This is a genomic window from Niveispirillum sp. CC-CTL257 (assembly GCF_059489915.1).
This window is the reverse complement of sequence record NZ_JCAJXE010000003.1, coordinates 700,899-719,755: the sequence shown is the minus strand read 5'-3', so window position 1 is coordinate 719,755 and position 18,857 is coordinate 700,899. Positions and strand designations below refer to the sequence as shown.

Annotated in this window: 18 protein-coding genes; 9 read left to right on the top strand and 9 right to left on the bottom strand. The window is 63.7% G+C overall.

Annotated elements, in window-relative coordinates:
• The first annotated feature begins 32 nt into the window (after nucleotides 1–32).
• Together ABC729_RS19925 and ABC729_RS19920 are read left to right on the top strand one after the other, a co-directional pair.
• Nucleotides 33–1,544: a tryptophan halogenase family protein gene (locus ABC729_RS19925; RefSeq protein ID WP_495609351.1), complete on the top strand. Its 1,512-nt coding sequence runs from the start codon at nucleotides 33–35 to the stop codon at nucleotides 1,542–1,544.
• Nucleotides 1,545–1,574: 30 nt separating this feature from the next.
• Nucleotides 1,575–3,089 (top strand): tryptophan halogenase family protein, encoded by a 1,515-nt coding sequence (locus tag ABC729_RS19920; RefSeq protein WP_495609350.1) that lies wholly within the window; start codon nucleotides 1,575–1,577, stop codon nucleotides 3,087–3,089.
• Between the two features lie 16 nt (nucleotides 3,090–3,105).
• Here the strand turns inward: ABC729_RS19920 and ABC729_RS19915 are convergent, their stop codons facing one another.
• Nucleotides 3,106–4,146 carry a LacI family DNA-binding transcriptional regulator gene (locus tag ABC729_RS19915; protein WP_495609349.1) on the bottom strand — a complete coding sequence of 347 codons (1,041 nt, stop codon included), beginning with the start codon at nucleotides 4,144–4,146 and terminating at the stop codon, nucleotides 3,106–3,108.
• A 201-nt stretch (nucleotides 4,147–4,347) separates the two neighbouring features.
• Here ABC729_RS19915 and ABC729_RS19910 point away from each other — a divergent pair, with 201 nt between their 5' ends.
• Nucleotides 4,348–5,982 carry a protoglobin domain-containing protein gene (locus tag ABC729_RS19910; protein ID WP_495609348.1) on the top strand — a complete coding sequence of 545 codons (1,635 nt, stop codon included), beginning with the start codon at nucleotides 4,348–4,350 and terminating at the stop codon, nucleotides 5,980–5,982.
• A gap of 3 nt (nucleotides 5,983–5,985) precedes the next feature.
• Here ABC729_RS19910 and ABC729_RS19905 read toward each other — a convergent pair whose 3' ends face one another.
• The 5 genes from ABC729_RS19905 to flgF all read right to left on the bottom strand — a co-directional run bounded on the left by ABC729_RS19905 (nucleotide 5,986) and on the right by flgF (nucleotide 10,213).
• Nucleotides 5,986–6,696 (bottom strand): Crp/Fnr family transcriptional regulator, encoded by a 711-nt coding sequence (locus tag ABC729_RS19905; RefSeq protein ID WP_495609347.1) that lies wholly within the window; start codon nucleotides 6,694–6,696, stop codon nucleotides 5,986–5,988.
• Nucleotides 6,697–6,839: 143 nt separating this feature from the next.
• Nucleotides 6,840–7,607 (bottom strand): flagellar basal body L-ring protein FlgH, encoded by a 768-nt coding sequence (flgH, locus tag ABC729_RS19900; RefSeq protein WP_495609346.1) that lies wholly within the window; start codon nucleotides 7,605–7,607, stop codon nucleotides 6,840–6,842.
• Nucleotides 7,608–7,618: 11 nt separating this feature from the next.
• Entirely contained in the window at nucleotides 7,619–8,602 is a 984-nt protein-coding gene (gene flgA / locus ABC729_RS19895; RefSeq protein WP_495609345.1) for a flagellar basal body P-ring formation chaperone FlgA, read from the bottom strand.
• Nucleotides 8,603–8,678: 76 nt separating this feature from the next.
• Nucleotides 8,679–9,464 carry a flagellar basal-body rod protein FlgG gene (gene flgG, locus ABC729_RS19890; RefSeq protein WP_054169299.1) on the bottom strand — a complete coding sequence of 262 codons (786 nt, stop codon included), beginning with the start codon at nucleotides 9,462–9,464 and terminating at the stop codon, nucleotides 8,679–8,681.
• A 26-nt stretch (nucleotides 9,465–9,490) separates the two neighbouring features.
• The gene (gene flgF, locus ABC729_RS19885) at nucleotides 9,491–10,213 is read right to left on the bottom strand and encodes a flagellar basal-body rod protein FlgF (RefSeq protein ID WP_495609344.1); all 723 of its coding nucleotides are present in this window, start codon (nucleotides 10,211–10,213) and stop codon (nucleotides 9,491–9,493) included.
• A 138-nt stretch (nucleotides 10,214–10,351) separates the two neighbouring features.
• Between flgF and ABC729_RS19880 the strand changes: the two genes are divergently transcribed.
• The 3 genes from ABC729_RS19880 (at nucleotide 10,352) to ABC729_RS19870 (ending at nucleotide 12,407) form a co-directional block, all read left to right on the top strand.
• A complete protein-coding gene (locus ABC729_RS19880) occupies nucleotides 10,352–10,873 on the top strand; it encodes a mismatch-specific DNA-glycosylase (protein WP_495609343.1) in 522 nt (173 codons plus the stop codon).
• A 55-nt stretch (nucleotides 10,874–10,928) separates the two neighbouring features.
• Nucleotides 10,929–11,246, top strand: coding sequence for a flagellar motor switch protein FliN (gene fliN / locus ABC729_RS19875; RefSeq protein WP_495609342.1), 318 nt, complete (start codon nucleotides 10,929–10,931; stop codon nucleotides 11,244–11,246).
• Between the two features lie 66 nt (nucleotides 11,247–11,312).
• The gene (locus tag ABC729_RS19870) at nucleotides 11,313–12,407 is read left to right on the top strand and encodes a PA0069 family radical SAM protein (RefSeq protein WP_495609341.1); all 1,095 of its coding nucleotides are present in this window, start codon (nucleotides 11,313–11,315) and stop codon (nucleotides 12,405–12,407) included.
• A gap of 1 nt (nucleotide 12,408) precedes the next feature.
• On the opposite strand, the gene ABC729_RS19865 is transcribed toward ABC729_RS19870, so the two are convergent.
• Both ABC729_RS19865 and ABC729_RS19860 read right to left on the bottom strand, forming a co-directional pair.
• Nucleotides 12,409–12,972 (bottom strand): transglycosylase SLT domain-containing protein, encoded by a 564-nt coding sequence (locus tag ABC729_RS19865; protein ID WP_495609340.1) that lies wholly within the window; start codon nucleotides 12,970–12,972, stop codon nucleotides 12,409–12,411.
• A 42-nt stretch (nucleotides 12,973–13,014) separates the two neighbouring features.
• Nucleotides 13,015–13,338, bottom strand: coding sequence for an MmcQ/YjbR family DNA-binding protein (locus tag ABC729_RS19860; RefSeq protein WP_495609339.1), 324 nt, complete (start codon nucleotides 13,336–13,338; stop codon nucleotides 13,015–13,017).
• A gap of 131 nt (nucleotides 13,339–13,469) precedes the next feature.
• On the opposite strand from ABC729_RS19860, the gene ABC729_RS19855 reads away from it, so the two are divergent.
• Nucleotides 13,470–15,368 carry a potassium transporter Kup gene (locus ABC729_RS19855; RefSeq protein WP_495609338.1) on the top strand — a complete coding sequence of 633 codons (1,899 nt, stop codon included), beginning with the start codon at nucleotides 13,470–13,472 and terminating at the stop codon, nucleotides 15,366–15,368.
• Here ABC729_RS19855 and ABC729_RS19850 read toward each other — a convergent pair.
• Complete coding sequence (locus tag ABC729_RS19850; RefSeq protein ID WP_495609337.1) at nucleotides 15,365–16,369, bottom strand: AraC family transcriptional regulator; 1,005 nt, start codon at nucleotides 16,367–16,369, stop codon at nucleotides 15,365–15,367. The two genes, ABC729_RS19855 and ABC729_RS19850, sit on opposite strands and share 4 nt — an antisense overlap.
• A gap of 123 nt (nucleotides 16,370–16,492) precedes the next feature.
• Between ABC729_RS19850 and ABC729_RS19845 the strand changes: the two genes are divergently transcribed.
• Together ABC729_RS19845 and ABC729_RS19840 are read left to right on the top strand one after the other, a co-directional pair.
• Nucleotides 16,493–17,674 carry an acetyl-CoA C-acyltransferase gene (locus ABC729_RS19845; protein WP_495609336.1) on the top strand — a complete coding sequence of 394 codons (1,182 nt, stop codon included), beginning with the start codon at nucleotides 16,493–16,495 and terminating at the stop codon, nucleotides 17,672–17,674.
• A gap of 27 nt (nucleotides 17,675–17,701) precedes the next feature.
• Nucleotides 17,702–18,829 carry an acyl-CoA dehydrogenase family protein gene (locus ABC729_RS19840; RefSeq protein WP_495609335.1) on the top strand — a complete coding sequence of 376 codons (1,128 nt, stop codon included), beginning with the start codon at nucleotides 17,702–17,704 and terminating at the stop codon, nucleotides 18,827–18,829.
• Nucleotides 18,830–18,857: the final 28 nt, after the last annotated feature.

Below are 18,857 nucleotides of genomic sequence, written 5' to 3'. Positions count from 1 at the left end.
CAATCCCAACAGATTTGCCTGGAAGAATGTCGATGCCCAGCGATAACCGCATCCGTGAACTGGTCATTGTCGGCGGCGGTACAGCCGGCTGGATGACGGCCGCCTCGCTGGCGCACCATTTCCAGGGAACGGGGCTGAAAATCACCCTGATCGAAAGCTCCGCCATCGGCACCATCGGCGTGGGGGAGGCGACGATCCCCACCATCCGCCGTTTCTATCAGGCGTTGGGTCTACGCGATCTGGATGTGCTGAAGGCCACGCATGGCACGGTGAAGCTGGGCATCCGGTTTGATGGCTGGTTGCATAAGGACAGCAGCTTCATCCATCCGTTCGGCGTCTATGGCCAGGATCTGCGCGACATCCCCTTCCACCAATATTGGCTGCGCCTGCGCGCCGCCGGTGACAACGCGGACCTGGGCGATTATTCGCTGGCGGTGGCGCTGGCCCGTGGCGGGCGCTTCACGACCCCGTCGCCCAACCCGCCCTCCACCCTGTCCGTCTTTGACTGGGCCTTGCATTTTGATGCCGGCCTGTTTGCGCAGCTGATGCGCCAGACGGCGGAGAAGCTGGGTGTTCAACGGATCGACGCCAGGATCGAGAAGGTCGATCTGAACCCGGAGAACGGCCATATCACGGGGCTGCTGCTGGACAGCGGCAACACGGTTGCGGGTGACCTTTTTGTCGATTGCTCCGGTTTTCACGGGTTGCTGATCGAAGGGGCGATGAAGGCGGGGTATGAGGACTGGAGCCAATGGCTGCTCTGCGACCGCGCGCTGGCGGCACAGGGCCATGCCATCACGCCGCCGCCGCCCTTTACGCGTGTGACGGCACATAATGCCGGCTGGCGCTGGACCATCCCGCTTCAGCACCGGACCGGTCACGGTTATGTCTATTCCAGCCGGCATATCAGCGACAGTGACGCAGAGGCGGAGCTGCTGGCCGCCGTAGGTAGCGATCTGAAGATGGCACCGCGCCGCATCGCCTTCAAACCGGGCCGCCGTCGCCAAGCCTGGAAGGGAAACTGTGTCGCCATCGGCCTGTCTTCGGGGTTCCTGGAACCGCTGGAAAGCACGTCCATCGCCCTGATCGAAACGGGGATCGACAAGCTGAAGCAGCTGTTTCCGCAGCGGGACATCGATCCGCTGCTGGTCGACGAGTATAATGACTGGAGCCGGCGGGAGATGGAGCGGGTGCGCGACTTCATCATCCTGCATTACTGGCTGAACCGGCGCGAGGATACCGCCTTCTGGCGTGATTGCCGCGCCATCGCCTTGCCCGATACGCTGACCCGCAAGGTGGAGATGTGGAAACGGCGGGGTCACATGGTCCGCTACCGCTGGGAGATGTTCCAGCCGGCCAGCTGGCTTGCCATCTATGCCGGGTTCGATTTCCTGCCCGATGGCTATGACCCGGCCCTGGACGGGTTCGACATCCCCAGCCTGTCGCGCGGGCTGGCCGGGATGCGCAAGGCCATCGCCGACACCGTGGCCGATTGCCCCACACATCAGGAATTCATCGACCGTTACGCCAAGGTCGTTCTGTAACCGAAGAATAATCGGACAAGAGGAAACGTCATGAAGCCGTTGAACAAGATCGTCATCGCCGGGGGCGGTACGGCTGGCTGGATCACCGCTGCCATGCTGGCCTTCATGACGAAGGGCACTGCAACCAGTGTGGAACTGGTGGAGTCCGATGAGATCGGCACCATCGGCGTGGGTGAGAGTACCATTCCGCCCTTCGTGGTGCTGTTGCGCAGCCTGGGCATCGACGAGCAGGATTTTATCAAGTCGACCAATGCTAGTTTCAAGCTGGCCATTCGGTTCGAGGATTGGTTCAAGAAGAACCAACATTATTACCATCCGTTCGGCACGCTGGGTGGGCTGATCGACAATCACGAATTCTATCAGTGCTGGCTGCGGGCCAAGGCAGCGGGTCATCCGTCGGAGTTGCAGGATTTCGCGGCGGCCACGGTGATGGCCGATCAGATGAAGTTCCTGCTGCCCTTCAAGGCACCGCGCACCATGATCGCGTCCGCATCCTATGCGCTGCATGTCGATGCCAAGCGGGTGGCACAATATCTGCGCCGTTATGCCGAAGAGCGTAGTGTGACGCGGACAGAAGGGCGCATCAACCGGGTGCGTACCCATCCCGACGGGTCCATTGCTGGGCTGGACCTGGCCAATGGCAAGGTGGTGGATGGCGATTTTTTCATCGATTGTACGGGCTTCCGCGCGCTGCTGATCGGCCAGACGCTGGGCGTGGGCTATGTCAGCTGGGCCGATGAGCTGCTGTGCGACCGGGCCGTGGCGGTGCAGACGGAAAACACCGAGGATGATGCCGATGTGCATCCCTACACGCTGTCCCAGGCACAGGATTGTGGCTGGCGCTGGCGTATCCCGCTGCAGCACCGGGCGGGCAATGGCTATGTCTATTCCAGCCGTTTCCTGTCGGATGACGAGGCGGTGGCGACCCTGATGCGGCAGGTGAAGGGTCGCCCCCTGATTGAACCGAATGTCATCCCCTTCAAGACCGGTATGCGTGCCAAGATGTGGGAGAAGAACTGTGTGGCGCTGGGGTTGGCTGCCGGCTTCATTGAGCCGCTGGAATCAACGGCCATCCATCTGGTCTATCGCGCCGTTGATTACCTGTTCCGCTTCTTCCCCGACGCCGATGTCGATCCGTCGCTGCAGGCGGAATTCAACCGGCGCGTGGCGGCAGAATATGAAGAAGTGCGCGATTTCATTGTCCTGCATTACTGCACGACGCAGCGCGATGATACGCCGTTCTGGCGCGCGGCCCAGCGCACGCCGATCCCCGCATCCCTGCGTGCCCGGATGGATCTGTTCAAGGCGACAGGCATCCTGCGTCAGGGGCTGGAGGAATTGTTCGGGGCCGCCAGCTGGCAGTCGGTCTATGAAGGCATGGGCGTGCGGCCGGCGCGGTATCAGCCGTTCGTGGACAAGGTTCCGATGAGCGTGATTATTGAAACGCTGGACCGTTCGGCCCCGCTGCTGAAGGCGCAGGTTGCGGGCCTGCCCAGCCACGCGCAGTTCCTGCGCGATCATTGTCGCGCGGAACGCGATTTTTGAGGTAGGAGAAGCCGGTTCACCGCCGCGCGGGCGGGGCGGTGGACCGGCGGATGACGATCTGATGGGACAGGACGCGGTGGGCGATGGGGGCAGGTTCGCCCGCCTGCTTCTTACGCGTCAGGATATTGACCAGGATTTCGGCGGCGGCATCGGCCAGTTCCTGGATCGGCTGTTTCACCGTGGTCAGCGGCGGCCAGACCATCTCCGCAAGCTCGATATCATCGAACCCGACCACCGACAGGTCACCCGGCAGCGACAGGCCCCGGTCATGGGCCACCGACAGGACCGCGGCGGCCATTTCATCGTTTGACGCGATGATGGCCGTCGGCGGTTCCGGCAAAGACAGCAAGCGGCGGGCGCAGGGCAGGGCGGAACGGTAGGTGAAGCCTCCCTGCTCAATGATCTCCGGGTCGGGTTCCAGCCCATATTCGCGTAGGGCGTCACAAAAGCCGGAATAACGCAGGCGCGTGCCAGCATGATGTTCCGGCCCCTTGATGAAGCCGATGCGACGATGGCCGAAAGCCAGGAGATGCAGCGCGATGTCATTGCTGGCCGCGCGTTCATCGATACGCACGGATGATCCACCGTCGCGTTCATGCTGTGGCGTGACGCGGACATAGGGAATGTTGGCCCGTTCGATGACGCCGATCACAGTATCATTGTCGGTGACGGGCGCAGTTACGACGACAGCGTCCAGGTTCAGTTGGTTGACCAGCTTGCTGACACGCTCCTCCACATCGTCGCCGCGATAATCGATTTCCTCGATTAGCAGATGGTAGCCCTGTTCGCGCAGACGCGTCAGCAGGCCCATCTGGATCTGGCCCGTGTAATAGCCGCCGGGATCGCCATAGACATGGGCGATCAGGTAGGACTTGTCGCCCTTCAGGCTCTGCGCCGACTTGTTGGGCTGGAACTGCAACTCCGCCATCACCCGCTGAACACGCTCGCGCGTTTCCGCGCTGACATAGCGTTCATTGTTCATGACGCGGGAAACGGTCTTGATCGACGCGCCGGCGGCGCGGGCCACATCAATGATCGTCGGCTTGCGATCTGCCACGATGGAACACCTGTGCATGAAGGCGGCCAGAGGTCGGCGACCCGGCCCCCAAATTTCACGGAAACCAGTCGCTTGGCAAGCATCAGATAACGATGTCAGGTTTTCATCAGCGTTTACTCAATTGAGGTGGGTCAATGCCGTCCCCGCGGCGGCGATTATGGTGCGTATTGTTCCCCGACCCCGTGCCAGAGCCCGACCATCATGCCCAAGGATTGCGCATCCGATACCCCCAATGTTGAAGAGCGTCTGGCGTTTTTCCGTCTGGATGGTGTGGCCCGCACGGCCCTGCGCGATGTGCGTCAGGTGCTGATGCCGGCGCTGCCTGACATGGCTGCCGGCTTCTATGCCCGGCTGGCCACGATCCCCCGTCTGGCCCCGATGATTGCCGCCAAGGGCAAGGTTCCCCGTCTCACCTCGTCGCAGGTCGATCATTGGGGTGAATTGTTTGAGGGGCGGTTCGATGAGAGTTACTTCGCGCGCGCCCGGCGCATCGGCATGGCCCATGACCGGATCGGGTTGGAACCGCGCTGGTATGTCGGGGCCTATGCGCATTTCCTGGACGATATCTTCGCCGTCCTGCTGGACCGTCGCTGGCCCAAGGAACGGACCCGCGACGCCCTGTCGGCGGTGATGCGGGCCACGCTGCTGGACATGGAGCTGGCCATTTCCGCCTATGCCCAGAGCGGTGAGGCGGCCCGCATCAAGCAGGAACTGCTGCAACTGACGGACCGGATTGAGCGCGACATTGAGGAAACGGTGTCGGGTGTGGCCGAACATGCGGGACATATGGCCGAAAGTGCCGACCGCTTGGGCGCCATTGCCAGCGACCTGCATGATGCCGCCGCCGCCATGGCCGAGGCCGCCGCCAACGCCCTGTCGGATGTGCAGGCGGTCGCGAGCGCGACGGAGCAATTGGAGGCGGCCAGTCGTGCCATCGCTGAGCAGGTGGCGCAAAGCGCCGATGTTACCGACACCGTTGCCCGGCAAGCCGGCGACGCGGCTACCATCGTGTCCGGCCTGTCGGATGCCACATCCCGGATCAGCAATGTAGTGAAGCTGGTTCAAGCTATTGCGGCACAGACCAAACTGCTGGCGCTTAACGCCAATATTGAGGCGGCGCGGGCGGGCGATGCCGGGCGGGGATTTGCCGTGGTCGCAGGCGAGGTGAAAAATCTGGCTCGCCAAACGGAGGAAGCCATCGGGACCGTCAATGTCCAGGCGGGCGACATCAGGGCGGCCACCGATGCCACCGGCCGGTCGGTGGATGGCATGGTGAAAGATATAAGGCGCGTCGATGCCATTTCAGGGCAGGTCCGCGATGCCACGGATCAGCAGCGTCAGGCGACGGCTGAAATCTCCCGTGGGGCGCTGTCAGCCGCCGATCAGGCCCGGCGTCTGGCCGACCGGGCGGGTGGGATGCTGGACCATGCCCGCATGACGGGGGATACGGCGGCGGAGGTGCGGTCCATGGCCGCCGGCGTGAATGACATGCTGTCCGGTCTGCGCCGCCGCGTGACGGAGGTGCTGCGCGCCTCCACCGCCGGTGACCGACGACGCAGCGCGCGCCTTCCCCTGTCCATCGGGTTCGAAGCGGCATTCGGCGACAGCCGCCTGACGGGGCGCACCTTGGATCTGTCGGTCGAGGGCTGTCTGCTGCATGGCGTCACGGTGGATTGTGCGCCTGGCACTGCGGGCAATCTACACCTGGATGGGGTGGGTCCAGTCAGGGCCTGTGTGCGCGCCGTCAGCGACGCCGGCCTGCATGTCGGGTTTGAGGACGTACCGGCGGAGACGGAGAAGGCGCTGCGCCGGCTGTTGATCCGGGATGAGGTGTGAGCATCAGCCCTCATCCGCGATCAGGGTCAGGGCGTCGGTGTCGCAGACGGCTTGACCCTGGCCGATATCACGGATGGCGCCGCTGCGTTTGAAATCGGAGATGGTGCGGCTGGCGGTTTCCAGGGTGATGGCCAGGATGGCCCCCATATCCTCCCGTGTGAACAGGCGCACGGGCCCATAGGGTGTTTCATCGGCCAGCAGGAGCAGCAGGCGGGCCACGCGCTGCCGGGCATTGCCGGTTGAAAGATTGGCCAGGAACCCGTCTGCCGTGCTTAACGCCTCATGCCATTTTTCCATCAGGCGCTGATGCAGGCGCGGGGTGCGGGCCTGAAGCTGGTTCACGGTGGCGACGGGGATGCGGCAATATTCGACCGGCTGCAAGGCAACCGCCATATGGTCATAACTGGACTTCACCAAGGCCTCCAGCCCCGCGACGCCGCCCACGCGCACCAGCCGCACGATGCGCTGGGTTCCGTCGGGCAACAGGGTGACCAGCTTTACCAATCCGCGCCGTATGGTCAGGATGGAGCCGGCAGTATCGCCCATGCCGTAAAGCTGGGTCCCCGGCTCGACATGCACCTCCTCAATCGGCGTGTGGATATGGGCAAAATCCTCCGCCTGCAAATCGGCGAACAGCACCAGATGGCGCACGCCACAACTATGGCAGGCGGCGGCACCTCTCCAGGCGGCTTCGATCTGCGGCGCCTTCACCATTACCCTCCCGAATGATCCGGGAGCACTATGCGCCGGGCGGTTGGCGCGCGCAAATGCGACCATTGGCCCACCCTTTATGACAAAGCCCCCGGACGGTTTCCCATCCGGGGGCGTTCTCTGTCATGCCCGGTATCGCCGCCGTATCAGAACGGGCTGATGGCTTCCAGCACCTGCTGACCCCAACGGGGGGCCTGCACATCGGTGATGTGACCACGGCCGCCGTAGGAGATGCGGGCCTCGGCAATCTTTTCGTAGGAGATGGTGTTGGCGGACGTGATGTCTTCGGGCCGGATGATGCCGGTCAGGGTCAGTTCGCGCACCTCATTATTGACGCGCACCTCCTGCTTGCCATTCACCACCATGTTGCCATTGGGCAGAACCTGCACGATCAGGGCCGCCACTTGCAGGTTGATCTGTTCCTGACGCTGAATCTGACCGGTGCCGTTGCTGCTGGAGGTGCCGGTGGTGCTGACCAGGCTGGCGGGATCGACGGCGTTGGGCAGGATGTTGTTGGTTGAGGATTCCAGGCCGAACAGGTTCGGGATGCCGATGCTGTCGCTGCCGTCCCGGGTGCGGGTCGTGTTGTTCTGCATCTGGGCGCGGTCATTGATCTGGATCGTCACCGTCATGATGTCGCCGACACGGGCCGCGCGCTGATCCTTGAAGAAGGCGCGGGCACCGGCCCGCCACAGGGAATTGGCCTGACGTTCCTGCACCGGCGCTTCCGGCATCGGCAGGCGCACGGGGCGGTAATTGGGATCACGCGACGGGTCTTCAATACCCGACAGGGCCGGGGTCTGTCCGACCGCCGCCAGCTTGTCCGTGACGCAGCCGGTCAGCGGCAGCACGGTCAGTGACAGCAACAGGGCGGTGCGGATGGAACGGCGGGTGGTCAGGGTACGGGCGGACATCTCGGTTCTCCTTACCGGGCCGCCTTCTTGGAGGGGCCCGACACTTGGCTGACAGGGGCGATGACCGGGTTGGACGGGTTGACGGTCACCAGATTGGGACCGGCCACCACGGCCTCGATCACTCTGTTAGAGGACGTATTCACAATCCGTACCAACTCGCCCATGCCACCATCAGAAAGTGCTTTTCCCGATGCCGTCAGGGTCATTGTCGTGCTTTGCAGAAGGATGGTGACGGCCTGACCCTTGCCCACCACAACCGGCTCCCGCACGTCGCGGGCATTCACCGCCTGGTTCGGGGCCACGGCCCGACGCAGGGTTTTACCAATCATTTCAGAGGCTTCGATGACGGCACCGGCCTGCACACGGTCGCGCGGCTGCCGCAGATAGGTGATGTCACCATCGCTGATCACCTCGCCCATCGCCATGCGGCGGGCCAGGACGGGCAGTTCCACCATATCCATGACACGGGCGCCGATATTCTGCCGCACCACCTCCGGCCCGGAAGCGGGGGCAATGATTTCCGCCGTGACACGGCCACGCGCCGCGTCATAGGCAAGATTTTCCACACGCACGGAGGCATCGTTGCCGGCGGGCAGGAACAGGCTGAGCGTGCGGTTATCCAGCAGCACATCGGCCTGATCACCAACCCCAGCTTCGCGCAGCGCCTGACGCAGCCCATCGACGATGGCTTCGTTCGTCACCTGCACCGAGGCGCGTTCCACCACGATCCGGTCGGCACCGCCCGACGCACGCCAGTCGATGCCATTACTGGCGGCGATGCGCGACAGGGTGGGGGCGTCCAGATTGGCGCGGCGGCCCGGAACGGGGGCGGCCATCACTGCACGGGTCGCGACATCGGGTTCCAGCCCGTCGAACAGGTCGCCCAGCAGAATTTGCCCATCGGCCACACTGGCGGCCGGCTTCAGCGTTGCGGCCTGCACGGCATTGCCGGACAGCAGGGCGGCGGCGAGCATCAGAGCGGCGAAGCGGGTCATGACGAAGGCTCCGAAAGCGGGGTGGGCAGAAATGACCTAGTTGAGCCGTCAGGCTCCGGCGGTGACTAAACTTAGATCAGCGCAGCTGGCTGACCGACTGCATCATCTGGTCCGTGGTGGAGATGACGCGGGAATTCATTTCATAAGCGCGCTGGGCGGTGATCAGCTGGGTGATCTCGGCCACGATATTGACGTTGGAGGTCTCCAAAGCGCCCTGCATCACGCGGCCAAAGCCGGGACCGCCGGGATTGCCGGTGATGGCCTGACCGGAGGCCGGGGTTTCCAGCAGCAGGTTGTCGCCGATGGCTTCCAGGCCGGCGGTGTTGGGGAAGGCCGCCAGCTGGATCTGGCCCACATTCTGCGGCACGGTCTGACCGTCGATCTTGGCCAGAACCTCGCCATTCGGGTTGATGGTGATATCCACGGTGTTCTGCGGCACCACGATGCCGGGCTGCACCTGATAACCATCGGCGGTGACCAGCGTGCCTTCGGCGTTCAGCTGGAAGGAACCGGCGCGGGTATAGGCGGTTTCGCCGTTGGGCAGCTGCACCTGGAAGTAACCTTGGCCGTTGATGGCCACGTCCAGCGTGTTGCCGGTCGGGTTGATATTGCCCTGTTCGTTGATGCGGTAGATGGCGGCGGCCTTGACGCCCAGACCCACCTGGATGCCCGACGGAACGATGGTGCCTGCGTCAGACGAGGTGGAGCCGACACGACGCTGGTTCTGGTACAGCAGGTCCTGGAATTCGGCCCGCTGACGCTTGTAACCGGTCGTCGTCATGTTGGCGATGTTGTTGGAGATGGTTTCGACATTCAGCTGCTGGGCCAGCATGCCGGTGGAACCAATGGAGAGGCTGCGCATGGTCTCAATCCTTCTTGCTGGCTGGATTACTGAACGCGGGCGAGCTTGCCGATGGCGCCGCGGATGCGTTCATGTTCGGTGTCGATCATCTTCTGGACGCTCTGGTAGGTGCGCAGGACATCGATCATCTGCGTCATCTCCACCACGCTCTGAACATTGCTGCCTTCGATGGCGCCCTGGCTGATCTGGGGCTGTTCGACGGCAATTTCTTCCTGGTTGGCTTCATACAGACCACCGCCCAGTTCCATCATCCGCTGCTCATCCGCGAAGGTCACGACCTTCAACTGACCCAACTGACCCTGCTCCGTGGAGACAGCGCCGTTGCCGGCGATATGGATCTGGGTGGCGTCGGCGGGGATGACGATGCGCTGGTTGTTTGTGTCCAGCACGGGCAGACCTGAACGATCCACGATCTCGCGGTTGGTGTTCAGCTGAAAGGCACCGCCACGAGTATAGCGGGGGCCGGTCAGCGTTTCGACAGCGAAATAACCGTCGCCGCGCAAGGCGACATCCAGTTCATTGTTGGTCACGGTGATGGGGCCAGCTTCGATGTTGCGCTGCAGACCGAAATCCTGAACGAAGCTCATCCGGTCGCCCTGACGGTCGGGACGCTCCAGATATTCCAGGAACAGCATGCGCTGCGACTTGAAGCCGGTGGTGTTCATGTTCGCGATGTTATTCGACACCACGTCCAACTGCCGGCGCAGGGCTTCCTGGCGGGACAGGGTGATGTAGAGTGAATTTTCCATCGCTCGAATTCCTTATGCTGGCCAGTGGCCGTTGCTTGCCAGAATTAAAAGCAAAGGGCGTGCCAAGTCTGGGGAAGTGGCGGAAATCCGCCCTTTCCGGTTGCGCTGGTAGAGGGGGCGGCAAATAATGCCGGGATCATGATCCTGCCCGATATCCTGTGCCCTGGCCTTCACCTTGTCTTTTGCGGAACGGCCCCGTCGCGCGTGTCCGCCGCCAAAGGCGCCTACTATGCCAATCCTGGCAACGCCTTCTGGCCCACGCTGGCCCGCATCGGCTTGGTGCCGGATGGCTGGCGGGCCGCTGACTTCGTGCGCATGAACGAATTGGGCCTGGGCCTGACCGACCTGAACAAGGTGGAGATCGGGAATGATGTCGATCTGACGCCGGACGGGTTCGACATTCCGGGCTTCATGGCGAAGATGCGGTTTCACCGCCCCGCCGCCATCGCCTTTACCAGCAAGAACGGCGCGCGCCTGTTCCTGGGGCCTAAGGCGATGATTCCATGGGGACGGCAGCCGGTCGACTGGGAAGGGATCGCCCTGTTCGTGTTGCCGTCGCCATCGGGACAGGCGCGAGCCAGCTTTGACGTCGGGCCGTGGATGGCGGTGGCGGCGTTTGTAGAGGCCCGTCGCGCTTTGGCCGCGACGGGCATTGGCTGAACCCTTTTCTGCGTGCTAGAATCTGTTCAACAGTTTGCTTTCAGGGAAGATGGACATGCCCGATCAGGACGATATCGATGCCATGTTCGGCGAAATGGCCAGCGGCGGTTCCGTTCGCTCGCTTCCCGAACAGCAGGAAATCTCCGCGGTCTATGACACGGAAGTGGAGATGAGTGTCGTGCTTGGCACCTCCAACATCCGCGTGCGTGACCTGCTGAAGCTGGGCCGTGGCGCTATCGTGGAACTGGATCGCAAGATTGACGACCTGTCCGACATCGTCGTTTCCGGCCGCATGGTGGCGCGGGGCGAGGTGACGATTGTCGAAGACAAGATCGCCGTCACCTTCCGCGAATTCGCACGCATCAATAACTGAGGACAGGGTCGTCAGCGACCCTTGCCAAACAACCCATGTCTGTTATGTTCATGATACGTTCCAATCATGAGCGGGCGGATGGCCGTGGATGTTCTGGCTCCACAGGCGTTGAAGGGCAGGGCGGCGGTCAGCAACCAGGGTTCCCGGTTTGACCGGGAACAACGGGTGCGGGTCGATGATGGCTGGGGCTGTGATGGCGGTCTGCCGGAAAAGGTGCGGACCATTGTCATGGCCGACACGGCGCGCAGCATCATCAGCCGCAATGACAGCCCCGATGTGCCGTTTGAAAGCTCCGTCAACCCGTATCGCGGGTGTGAGCATGGGTGTGTCTACTGCTTTGCCCGGCCTACCCATGCCTATCTGGGCCTGTCGCCGGGGCTGGATTTTGAGACGCGGCTGTTTGCCAAGCGCGATGCGGCGGCCCTGCTGGCCCGTGAATTGCGCTCCCGATCCTATGTCTGCAAGCCGCTGGCATTGGGTGCCAATACCGATCCCTATCAGCCGGTGGAACGGGAGGAAGGGATCACGCGGGAAATCCTGAGCGTCTGTCGTGATTTCAACCAGCCGGTCAGCATCATTACCAAATCGGCCAATGTGCTGCGCGACCTGGACATCCTGGCACCCATGGCGGCGCAGGGGCTGGCGCGGGTGGCCATGTCCATCACCACGCTTGACCGCGATCTGGCCCGGACCATGGAACCGCGCGCCAGTACGCCGGGCAGGCGCTTGGATGCCGTGCGGGCGCTGTCGGGGGCGGGGGTGCCGGTTGCGGTGTTGACCAGCCCCATGATCCCCGCTCTGAACGACCATGAGATGGAGGCGATCCTGGAAGCAGCGGCGGAAGCGGGGGCGACGGCGGCCAGCTACATCCTGCTGCGCCTGCCGCTGGAGATCGCCGATCTGTTTGGGGAATGGCTGCGTGAACATTATCCCGACCGGGCGGAACGGGTGCTGTCGCTGGTCCGGCAGACGCGGGAAGGGGCGCTGTACCGGTCGGACTTTGCCACCCGTATGAAGGGAACGGGGGCCTATGCCGAATTGCTGCGTAGCCGGTTCCGGCTGGCCATCAAGCGGCTGGGTCTGGATCGCCGGAGCTGGGACATGGATTGTTCGCGATTCAGGGTGCCGGATGCGCCGGTGAAGCAATTATCGCTGTTCTGACCTATGCTTGGCGCAATTGTTCACGCAGGGCCAGGACGCGCTCGCCGTAATTGCGGCCCCGGGCCTCATCCATCCAGGTATGGTAGCGGCCGATGGCGCGGGCCGTGTCGCCGGGCAGGCTGTCCAGCGCCTCGCGCAGGATGCCGGCCCCGATACGCAGATTGATACCGGGATGCAGCAGGTGGCTGATATCGGCAACGCGGTGGCCGTGCCAGCGCACATTCACCTGCATCCAGCCCAGATCGGCATCCTTCACCTCCTCGGCGGGCAGGCGGTGGATCAGGTCCATGGCCGCCGTGAAATCCTCTGGGTAATAGGACTCGGCCTTGGTGCGCACCGCATAGGGCCAGGGGCCCGTGCGTCCCTTCCGGTCCTGCCGGCTTTCAACATAGGACACGGCGTAAAGCAGATAGGGGTCCAGCTGCGCCAGCCGCCCCGTCTCCTCCCAGATCGTGCCAGCCAGGGTGAAGGCGCGGGCAGGTGCAGCGGTCAGACATAGGCCGCCCGCCGCCAGACCCCACAGGGCGCGGCGCGACAGGGCAGGGCGGAAGGGCGCAGTCGTCATGCCCTTTTCTTACGCCGCCTGCTCTGGCCCGTCCAGACGCCCTCAGCGCTTACGCCGTGTGGGTTGGGCATGCGCCCAGGCCATACGCAGGGCGGCGTCCAGTTCCGGTTCGGTCAGGTTGCCCAGCGTGGCCTGGGTCCAGCCCTGCCGGCCCCAGCCATTGGGGATGGCAGCGAACGCGTCAGACGCCACCATGCATTTCAGTTCCTGTTCTTCCGGCGTGAACTTGAAATTCGCGGCTCGCCCGTCGGGCCCCAGGGTCACGAAGATACGTGCGACGCGGAAGGCGGCGCGGTCCATGTGCGGATGTTCCTCCACCCCCGGCAGCGCCAGCGCCAGCCGCCGCAGATCATCCCCTGTGGTCATGGCCGTTATCCCCCTGTTCTTGTGCGCAATTTATAAAGCATTTGTTAACCAATGACGCCGATTTCTTGCGCCGCGATGCCAAAACGGGTAGCGTTCGCAGCGCAGCATGACGGGGACAGGGGTAATTCACCGTGGGGCATTCGGCCAGTGCGGCGCATGACGCGCCGCGTTCCTCCTTCGGCGCCCTGTTTTTATCTGCGATCGGCGTGGTGTTCGGCGATATCGGCACCAGCCCGCTTTACGCGATGAAAGAAGCCTTCGCCGGCCCGCATCCGTTGCCGGTGGATCGGATGCATGTGTTGGGTGTGCTGTCGCTGGTCTTCTGGACGGTCATGCTGGTGGTGTCGATCAAGTATGTCGCCATCATCATGCGCGCCGACAATGAGGGCGAGGGCAGTTCGTTCGCCCTGCTGGCGCTGTTGCAGAAGGCTTTGTCCAGCAACCCACAGATGACGGCCCTGGCCGGCACGCTGGGCGTGTTCGCAGCGGCCCTGTTCTATGGCGACAGCGCCATTACGCCCGCCATTTCGGTTCTGTCGGCGGTGGAGGGCCTGCAGGTGGCGGCCCCCAATCTGGCCCCGTGGACCGTGCCCATCGCCATCGCAATCCTGGTGGCCCTGTTCGCGATCCAGTCAAAAGGTTCGGCGGCGCTGGGCGGGGCGTTCGGCGTTATCATGATGGTTTGGTTCTTGGTGCTGGCATTCCTGGGCATCAGCAATATTGGCAAGGCACCGGGGGTACTGGCGGCCCTGTCGCCGCATTACGCCGTCGCCTTCCTGGCCCACGACGGCTGGATCGGGTTCCTGGCTCTGGGGTCCGTGGTACTGTCGGTGACGGGGGCGGAGGCGCTTTACGCCGATATGGGCCATTTCGGGCGCGGGCCGATCCGTCTGGCCTGGTACATGCTGGTCTGGCCGGCCCTGATGCTGAATTATTTCGGACAAGGCGCGTTGCTGCTGACCAACCCGGAGGCGGCGTCCAACCCGTTCTTCTTCATGGGGCCGGCCTGGTCGGCCATGCCCATGGTCATGCTGGCAACACTCGCCACCATCATCGCCAGCCAGGCGGTGATTTCGGGCGCCTTCTCCGTGACGCGGCAGGCTATCCAGCTGGGCTATCTGCCGCGCATGAACATCATCCATACGTCCGAGAAAGAGATGGGGCAGATCTACATGCCCTTCATCAACTGGGCGCTGATGCTGGCCGTGGTGGCGCTGGTCCTGGGGTTCGGCAGTTCGACCAATCTGGCCTCGGCCTATGGCGTGGCCGTGACCGGCACCATGATGATCACCACCACCCTGGTGGCGCTGCTGGCCTTCAACCGCTGGGGCTGGAACGGCAAGTTCGCGGTCGGGTTCTTTGTGCTGTTGCTGGCCGTGGATATGGCCTATTTCTTGGCGACGGCGACCAAGATCACGCATGGCGGCTGGTTTCCGCTGGCCGCCGGCCTTCTGGCCTTCACGCTGATGACCACTTGGAAGATGGGGCGCAAGCTGCTGCATGCCAAGCTGCGCGACAGCGCCATGCCCCTACAGGAATTCCTGGGCACCCTGTCGTCCCGCATCTCCCGCGTGCCCGGCACGTCCGTGTTCCTGACGTCCGACCCGGACGGCGTCCCGTTGGCCATGCTGCATAACCTGAAGCACAACCACGTGCTGCATGAGCGGGTGGTGGTGATGACGGTGAAGGTGGTGGAACGGCCGCGCGTACCCATCGGCGAACGGATCGTGTCGGAGAAGCTGCGCGACGACGTGTTCCGCGTCACCATGTTCTGCGGTTTCATGGATGACCCCGACGTGCCCAAGGCCCTTGCCAATGCCAAGCGCACGGACCTGGGCTTCGACTATGAACCGCTGCGCTTCTCCTACTTCCTGACGCGCGAGACGGTGGTGCCGTCGGCGGAGCCGGGCATGGCCCCGTGGCGGGAGGAGCTGTTCGCCTTCCTGATGCGCAGCGCCACCACCACCGCCGACTTCTTCCACCTGCCGCTGAACCGCGTGGTGGAACTGGGCGGTCACGTCGAAATCTAAGCTCCCCGCCGATACCGCGCCGGTGTCGTCCCTGTCCATTGCCGGAAGGCCCGGTTGAAGGCGGCGGGTTCGGCGAAGCCCAGTTGGGCCGTGATATCGGCGATGGACAGTTCGGGGCGGGCCAGGGCCTGACGCGCCAGATCGAGGCGCAGCCGGTCCTTGATGGCCTGATACGACGTGCCCTCCTGGCGCAGCATGCGGCGCAGGGTGGCGGGCGAACAGCGCAGCAGTCCCGCCGCTTCATCCGCCCCCGGCCAGTCGGTGGGGGGGCGGCGGCGCAGCAGATTGGCGACGCGCCGGCCGAAACCGTCCGGGTTGCGGTACTTTACCAGGAAACTCTCGGGGGCCTGATTGAGGAAGCTCTTGGCCGATCGCCGGTCCTGCGCCACGGGCAGGGACAGGATGCCCGCATCAAACCACAGGCGGCAATGATCCTGTGAAAAGCGCAGTTGCGTGCTGAATAGCACGAAATATTCCGAGCCATGCGGCGGTTCTGGGAAAGGGAAGATCGCCTCTTCAATCGCGATGCGGCGGCGGGCCAGCCAGCAGGCGATGCCGTGCATATACACAAACAGGGTTTCGACGGCGAAGACCGAAAGTGTGTGGCCCGGCCGGGTGGGCGCGATTTCCAGGGCGGCCCGTCGCCCGTCGCGCCGCACGGATACCCGCAGATCATCGAAGAAAGTGTTATAGGCACGGCAAAGCAGGCCCAGGGCACCCCCGACATCGCCACCACCCTCCAACGCCAGCAGGCAGGAGAGTGCGAAACTGCCGACCTTCATGCGGCGGCTGTCCTGGCCGAAGAATTCATCGTCCAGCACCTGCGCCAGGATGCGCAGCAGGGCGGCATGGGCATGGACCGGCACGCGGGCCGTGGGCTGGGATAACAAGGCAGGGTCGATCCCTGCCTTGCGCAGGATCGGTTCCACCGCCATTCCACGTGCGATAACCCCTTGCAGGGCGCCCGCCACGAAATGGATGGAAACACTGCCCTTATCCACCTTACCAACCTATTCAATATTGACATAAGTGATCAGGAAATTTGATCGCAACGGTTATGGCTGATCGGAAGCGACAAGTCTACGCTGTGCCCAACCAATCAATATCGACGCCAGAGGAATGCCATGACCGACCCCATCGTGATCGTGTCCGCCGCCCGTACCGCCATGGGCGGGATGATGGGCGACCTGTCCGGCCTGACGGCGGCCCAGTTGGGCGCTGTTGCCGTGAAGGCAGCGGTGGAACGGGCTGGGATTTCCGGCGACAGCGTGCAGGAACTGCTGATGGGCAATGTGCTGCAGGCGGGCCAGGGCCAGGCACCGGGCCGTCAGGCGGCATTGGGTGCCGGCCTGCCTTTGTCTGTCACCTGCTCCACGCTCAACAAGATGTGCGGCAGCGGCATGAAGACCACCATGCTGGCCCATGATCTGATCCTGGCCGGCAGTGCGGATATCGTGGTGGCGGCGGGCATGGAAAGCATGTCGAACGCGCCTTACCTTCTGGACCGGGCGCGCGGCGGCTATCGTTACGGCCATGCCACCATGTATGACCATATGGCGCTGGACGGTCTGGAAGACGCCTATGAGCGCGGGCGCGCCATGGGCACCTATGCCGAGGATACGGCGGCGCATTTCGGCTTTACCCGGGAGGCACAGGACGCCTATGCCCTGGAAAGCCTGCGCCGTGCAAAAGCCGCCGTGGAGGATGGCACCTTCGATAAGGAGGTGGTTCCGGTCACGGTCAAGGGCCGGGGCGGTGACAGTATCGTGTCGCGTGACGAACAGCCCGGCAAGGGCCGTCCGGACAAGATCCCGACGCTGAAGCCCGCCTTCCGCAAGGACGGCACCGTCACGGCGGCCAACAGCAGCTCCATCAGCGATGGAGCGGCCGCCCTGGTGCTGATGCGCGCGTCGGAAGCGGATAAACGCGGCCTGTCGCCGCTGGCCCGCATCGTGGGTCATGCCAGCCACGCCCGGGCTCCGGCCTGGTTCACGACGGCCCCGGTTGGTGCCATGCAGTCCCTGTTCGCCAAGACCGGCTGGACCGCCAAAGATGTGGACCTGTTTGAGATCAATGAGGCCTTTGCCGTGGTTGCCATGGCGGCCATGAAGGAACTGGACCTGCCGCATGAGAAGGTGAACGTGCATGGTGGAGCCTGTGCCCTGGGGCACCCGATCGGTGCGTCGGGTGCGCGTATCCTGGTAACCTTGCTGCATGCGCTGAAGAAGCACGGGCTGAAGCGCGGCGTCGGTTCGCTGTGCATCGGCGGCGGTGAGGCGACGGCCATGGCGGTCGAACTGGTGTAACGGCAGCGGCCAGGGCGGGAAACGAACATGATCCTCACCGAAGAACAGGCCATGATCCGCGACATGGCACGGCAGTTCGCCCGCGAACGGCTGGCCCCCGGTGCCGCCGAGCGTGACCGGGACAGCCGTTTTCCCGCAGAAGAGCTGCGAGAGATGGGTGAACTGGGCCTTCTGGGCATGGTGGTGCCCGAGGAATGGGGCGGGGCCGGGGCCGATGCCGTGTCCTACGCCCTGGCGATTGAGGAAATCGCGGCGGGCGATGGTGCCATCTCCACCATCATGAGCGTGCATAATTCCGTCGGCTGCGCCCCTATCCTGAAGTTCGGTAACACGGCGCAGAAGGAACGCTATCTGCGCCCCATGGCGGCGGGGCAGATGCTGGGTGCTTTCTGCCTGACGGAGCCGCAGGCGGGGTCGGACGCATCGGCCCTGAAGACGCGGGCCGTGAAGGATGGCGATCACTATGTGCTGAACGGTGCCAAGCAGTTCATCACCAATGGTCAGCATGCGGGCGTGGCCCTGGTCTTTGCCGTCACCGATCCGGCGGCGGGCAAGAAGGGGATTTCCGCCTTCCTGGTGCCCACCGACAATCCGGGATACAAGGTGGCGCGGCTGGAGCACAAGCTGGGCCAGCGCAGTTCCGACACAGCGCAAATCCTGCTGGAGGATGCGCGTGTGCCGGCATCTTCCATGCTGGGCAATCCGGGGGAAGGCTACCGCATCGCGCTGGCCAACCTGGAAGGCGGGCGCATCGGCATCGCGTCACAGGCCGTCGGCATGGCGCAGGCGGCGTTCGAGGCGGCGCGCGATTACGCCCGTGACCGGACCTCAATGGGTGTCGCCATCATTGAGCATCAGGCCGTGTCTTTCCGTCTGGCCGATATGGCAACGCGGATCGAGGCGGCGCGCCAGCTGGTGCTGCATGCGGCGAGCCTGCGCGGGGCGGGGCAGCCCTGTCTGAAGGAAGCATCGATGGCAAAGCTGTTCGCATCGGAAATGGCCGAACGCGTCTGTTCCGACGCCATCCAGACCTTCGGCGGCTATGGCTATGTCGAGGATTTCCCGGTGGAACGCATCTATCGGGATGTCCGCGTCTGTCAGATTTATGAGGGGACCAGCGATATTCAGCGACTGGTGATCGCGCGGAACCTGTGACGGGGATGGCGGGCGGGCCAGTAAGGCA

Coding starts and splice junctions, on each gene's coding strand:
- ABC729_RS19925 (WP_495609351.1), top strand. CDS start 33: ATGCCCAGCGATAACCGCATCCGTGAACTGGTCATTGTCGGCGGCGGT.
- ABC729_RS19920 (WP_495609350.1), top strand. CDS start 1,575: ATGAAGCCGTTGAACAAGATCGTCATCGCCGGGGGCGGTACGGCTGGC.
- ABC729_RS19910 (WP_495609348.1), top strand. CDS start 4,348: ATGCCCAAGGATTGCGCATCCGATACCCCCAATGTTGAAGAGCGTCTG.
- ABC729_RS19905 (WP_495609347.1), bottom strand. CDS start 6,696: ATGGTGAAGGCGCCGCAGATCGAAGCCGCCTGGAGAGGTGCCGCCGCC.
- flgH (WP_495609346.1), bottom strand. CDS start 7,607: ATGTCCGCCCGTACCCTGACCACCCGCCGTTCCATCCGCACCGCCCTG.
- flgA (WP_495609345.1), bottom strand. CDS start 8,602: ATGACCCGCTTCGCCGCTCTGATGCTCGCCGCCGCCCTGCTGTCCGGC.
- flgG (WP_054169299.1), bottom strand. CDS start 9,464: ATGCGCAGCCTCTCCATTGGTTCCACCGGCATGCTGGCCCAGCAGCTG.
- flgF (WP_495609344.1), bottom strand. CDS start 10,213: ATGGAAAATTCACTCTACATCACCCTGTCCCGCCAGGAAGCCCTGCGC.
- ABC729_RS19880 (WP_495609343.1), top strand. CDS start 10,352: ATGATCCTGCCCGATATCCTGTGCCCTGGCCTTCACCTTGTCTTTTGC.
- fliN (WP_495609342.1), top strand. CDS start 10,929: ATGCCCGATCAGGACGATATCGATGCCATGTTCGGCGAAATGGCCAGC.
- ABC729_RS19870 (WP_495609341.1), top strand. CDS start 11,313: ATGAGCGGGCGGATGGCCGTGGATGTTCTGGCTCCACAGGCGTTGAAG.
- ABC729_RS19865 (WP_495609340.1), bottom strand. CDS start 12,972: ATGACGACTGCGCCCTTCCGCCCTGCCCTGTCGCGCCGCGCCCTGTGG.
- ABC729_RS19860 (WP_495609339.1), bottom strand. CDS start 13,338: ATGACCACAGGGGATGATCTGCGGCGGCTGGCGCTGGCGCTGCCGGGG.
- ABC729_RS19845 (WP_495609336.1), top strand. CDS start 16,493: ATGACCGACCCCATCGTGATCGTGTCCGCCGCCCGTACCGCCATGGGC.
- ABC729_RS19840 (WP_495609335.1), top strand. CDS start 17,702: ATGATCCTCACCGAAGAACAGGCCATGATCCGCGACATGGCACGGCAG.